Annotated in this window: 3 protein-coding genes and 2 pseudogenes; all 5 read left to right on the top strand. The window is 37.8% G+C overall.

Annotated elements, in window-relative coordinates; all coding sequences use genetic code 11:
• Positions 1-375: pseudogene (locus tag HMPREF0518_RS08045) on the top strand (glycerophosphodiester phosphodiesterase); the annotation flags it as partial.
• Between the two features lie 143 nt (positions 376-518).
• Positions 519-935: a GtrA family protein gene (locus HMPREF0518_RS08040; protein WP_003627691.1), complete on the top strand. Its 417-nt coding sequence runs from the start codon at positions 519-521 to the stop codon at positions 933-935.
• Positions 932-1858, top strand: a pseudogene (locus tag HMPREF0518_RS08035) (glycosyltransferase family 2 protein). Before HMPREF0518_RS08040 ends, HMPREF0518_RS08035 begins: the two are co-directional and overlap by 4 nt.
• Before the next feature lie 270 nt (positions 1859-2128).
• Entirely contained in the window at positions 2129-3445 is a 1317-nt protein-coding gene (locus HMPREF0518_RS08030; protein ID WP_023191686.1) for an RNA-guided endonuclease InsQ/TnpB family protein, read from the top strand.
• A 163-nt stretch (positions 3446-3608) separates the two neighbouring features.
• On the top strand, positions 3609-3815 hold a 207-nt coding region (locus HMPREF0518_RS08025), incomplete at its 3' end, for a type III toxin-antitoxin system ToxN/AbiQ family toxin (protein WP_035518331.1).

The following is a 3815-nucleotide window of genomic DNA, read 5'->3' as shown; positions in this document are numbered from 1 at the left end:
GAAAATAATCATTTTCGCATTTATTATCAACCAGTAACTTTTCCTACTGAAAATCTTGCCGCCAATCTTAAGTTAAATAATGGTCATCAAGTAAAAGCCGATCAGGTTAAATTGGTAAATAATCGACTTTGGTATCATGTTCAGCCTAACATGTGGCTCAACGAGCAGAATCTGGCTCACCATGATTCTTTGGCTCCTCGTGCCCAAGTCGGCTTGGTTAAGGTTGATCAAGCAACGCCGGTTTGGGCGGATCTTTCTTTTAAGAAGTCAGCTGGTAAAACCTTGCGTGCACACAGTCATTGGAATTATTTTGCGGTAGCTAAATATCACGGCAAGCGCGTCTACAATTTAGGCGGTAATCAATGGATTAAGTAAATAGCAAAGCCTAAAATTTTATTCACAATTATCTATTGTTCATGAAGGTTGTTGTAACAAACTTTAATAAAGCCTATGCTTGTTTTCAATATATTTAAATGGTAAGGAAGGTAGTATACTGCAGAACTAATAGTTAAATAATTATGGTTAAGATAAGAGAAATAATTAATTCAGAGAGTTTTGTTCAACTAGTAAAATATGTGCTAATTGGTGTCTTAGGCTTAGTCGTTGATTTTGGCATCTATACGATTCTGACCTATTTTAAGGTTAATGTTGAAATCGCCAATATCATTTCGTCAACTTGCGGAATAATCAATAACTTCTTTTGGAATTCATACACTAATTTTAAGGTTCATGATCATTTGATAGTTCGCTTTATTTCATATTTTCTTGTTGGACAAATCACCACTGTCTTTACGACACTGTCGCTATTTATTTTTGTTAATCAATTGGGATATCCGCACTTGATTGTGAAAATTGTAGCTACCTTTGTCGCAACTTTGATTCAATTTATTATCAATAAGATAATTACTTTTAAAAAAGTCAGGAATAATAAATGAAGAATTTGTCAATTGTTGTACCATGTTTCAACGAACAGAAAACTGTTCCGCTTTTTTATGCCGCGACGCAGAAAGTATTGCAAAAGATGCCAGTTAAAGCTGAATATTGGCTAGTAGATGATGGCTCTAAAGACAATACTTTACAAGAAATAAAAAAATTGCACCAAGAAAATCCTGCAGTGCATTATATTTCTTTCTCAAGAAATTTTGGTAAGGAATCCGCAATTTATGCTGGACTTAAGGCAGCTACAGGAGATTATATCGTTTTAATGGATGTGGATTTACAGGATCCACCCGAGTTTTTGCCTAAGATGTATCGTCTTCTTCAAACTGGCAAGTATGATGCTGTGGGATGCCGCAGAGTCGATCGTACGGGTGAAAGTAAATTTAAGTCATTTTTGAGTGATCAGTTTTATAAAGTTATTAATAAAATTTCTAAAACTTAAATTGTTCCAGGTGCTCGAGATTATCGCATGATGACGCGTCAAATGGTTAATGCTGTTTTATCAATGCCAGAATACAGCCGCTTTTCTAAAGGAATTTTTTCTTGGGTTGGCTTTAAAACAAAGTATTTGGAATACCATAATGTAGAGCGTGTTGCTGGTAAAACGGACTGGACAACTAAAAAATTATTTAAGTATGCTTTAAGCGGAATCGCAGATTTTTCGCAGGCTCCCCTAGATTTATCTGTTTGGATTGGCATAATTTCCTTTATCCTATCAATTGCTGGACTCATTTTCGTGATTGTTAGAAAAATTATTACTCCTAGTTCAAGTATCTTTGGCTGGGCAAGCCTAGTTTCCATTATTCTATTAATTGGTGGAATTCAACTGCTATGCCTTGGAATTATCGGTCGTTATGTAGGCAGGATTTATTTGCAAGTGAAAAATCGACCAATTTATATTGTTAAAGAGAAAAAGTAGCAGATAGGAAAAGAAAATAAAAAGTGGGAACTAATATAAAAAAGATAGATTGGAATAAGATTGGCTTAGCCATTTATTCGTATGTGGTCATTTTACTTGGAATTTATGCAATGAGAACAAACAGCTAGGAGAAAGAACAAAGAATACCTCCCATCTATTGATGAGGGGATGAATTTGGTCTTTCTCCTGCTTTTTTGCCTAATTTTGTTTCTTTAATGACAAAATTAAATACGCCAATAAATGTTGTTTCAAGCAAAGGAGATGAAATTTATGGCTTTTAAGACTAAGCTTGCCGAACATGAAATTCAACTGGGTACCAGACAATATCGCATTTATCCAGAAGGTGAACAAATAGCTTGGATCTGGCAGCTGTTTGGGGCTAACCGTTTTGTCTGGAATCAGTTCGTAGCTGCTTTTGAGGCACGTTATGAAGCCAATCCTGAATTAAAATTTCCAAAAATTGGCGTCTTGAAGAGCTGGCTGCCTTTAATGCGCAAGGAATATGAATGGCTAAAAAGAGTTAATAGTACCTCTTTACAGTTTACGGTTGAAAGATTTAGCGATGACATGTGGGCTTTTCTAACTAAAAAACAAGTTAAGCAAGGCAAGCCAAGATTTAAAAGCCGTAAATATTACTGCCAAACAGCAACGATTAAAAACGTTAAATATCAGACCAAGACTGGTGCTCAGGCTCAGATTGCAGTGCTCAGCCCGCACCACTTAAGAATTGGCAAAAAGAATGGCATTACACTAAGAACCAGTTCTTTGCATAATCTGAGAAATGTCCGCATTCAAAAAGCTGTCATTTCCTATCGACAAGATTTAGACCGCTATTATATCAGCTTTTCTGTCGTGAAAGACAAGCGGCAGCTGGCTCAATATCAGGTCAAGTCTAAGAAAACTGGCAAAGCAGTAGGGATTGACGTAGGCTTAGGCAAGGAATGGCTGGTGACCAGTGATGGCAAACGTTTTGGCGTGCCTGACACCTTCAAGCTGGAAAAAGCAATGCTTAAGCGCCAAAGCCACTGCGACCGCAACCGGACAGCGATTGAAAAGCGGGCAGCCCGGTTCAATCATGAGCATGAAGAAAAGATAGACAAGTACGACTATGCCAACTGGCAAAAGCTGAGAAAGACCAAAAGCAAGTACCAGCTTAAGATCAGAAATATTAGATATGATTACTTGCAAAAAGTAACTACTGAGCTGGTTAAGGGCTATGACGTGATTGCCATTGAAGATTTGAAAGTCAAGAATCTGCTCGGCAATCATAAGCTGGCTCACAATATTGCCAATGCCTCTTGGGGCATGTTCAGAAGACTGCTGGCTTACAAATGCGAGTGGTACGGCAAGAAGCTGATTGTGGTGAAACCGCAGTATACTAGCCGGATCTGTTCAGAATGTGGGAAAAAGAATCCAAGATTCGCCCATATGAAGACCAGGGACTGGCTAGCTATCAGAGAATGGTATTGTCCATACTGCCATGCGCATCACGATCGAGACGTAAATGCCTCCAAGAATATCTTGGCTAGAGCAGTTGGCTTAGGAAGCAAAATAAGTAAAATACAGGCTGGGGCCCAGCCTTGCTAAAATAGGCCGACCGCTATGCTCTTGTGGGATTAGAAAGCCACTAAGCTCAAGAAAACTTGAGTGGACATTTTTGAATGAAGAGCACAAGTCAGGCTGTTCGCAGAAAAACTCTAAACAAAGAGACCACCCATCTATTTGATGGGTGGTAGGTCATGGAGAATATATGAATTGGTGTAGTATTGACGAAACATATGTCAATTATTTGAAATCTTATGAAAGTAGAATTCCATATAGTGATTATGGAGTTAATCATTTCAAACCCTTTTTTAGACCATTATTTGAGATTGAACCAGGGATTATCTTTGTAGGTGTAATAAGTCACCCACAAGATCGTCATCGTAAAATGAAAAACAAGCCGGATTTTAGGAAA

It is taken from the genome of Lactobacillus helveticus DSM 20075 = CGMCC 1.1877 (genome assembly GCF_000160855.1).
Classification (GTDB): domain Bacteria; phylum Bacillota; class Bacilli; order Lactobacillales; family Lactobacillaceae; genus Lactobacillus; species Lactobacillus helveticus.
Note: the sequence above shows the minus strand (reverse complement) of the source record. Positions and strands in the feature narration are given on the sequence as shown.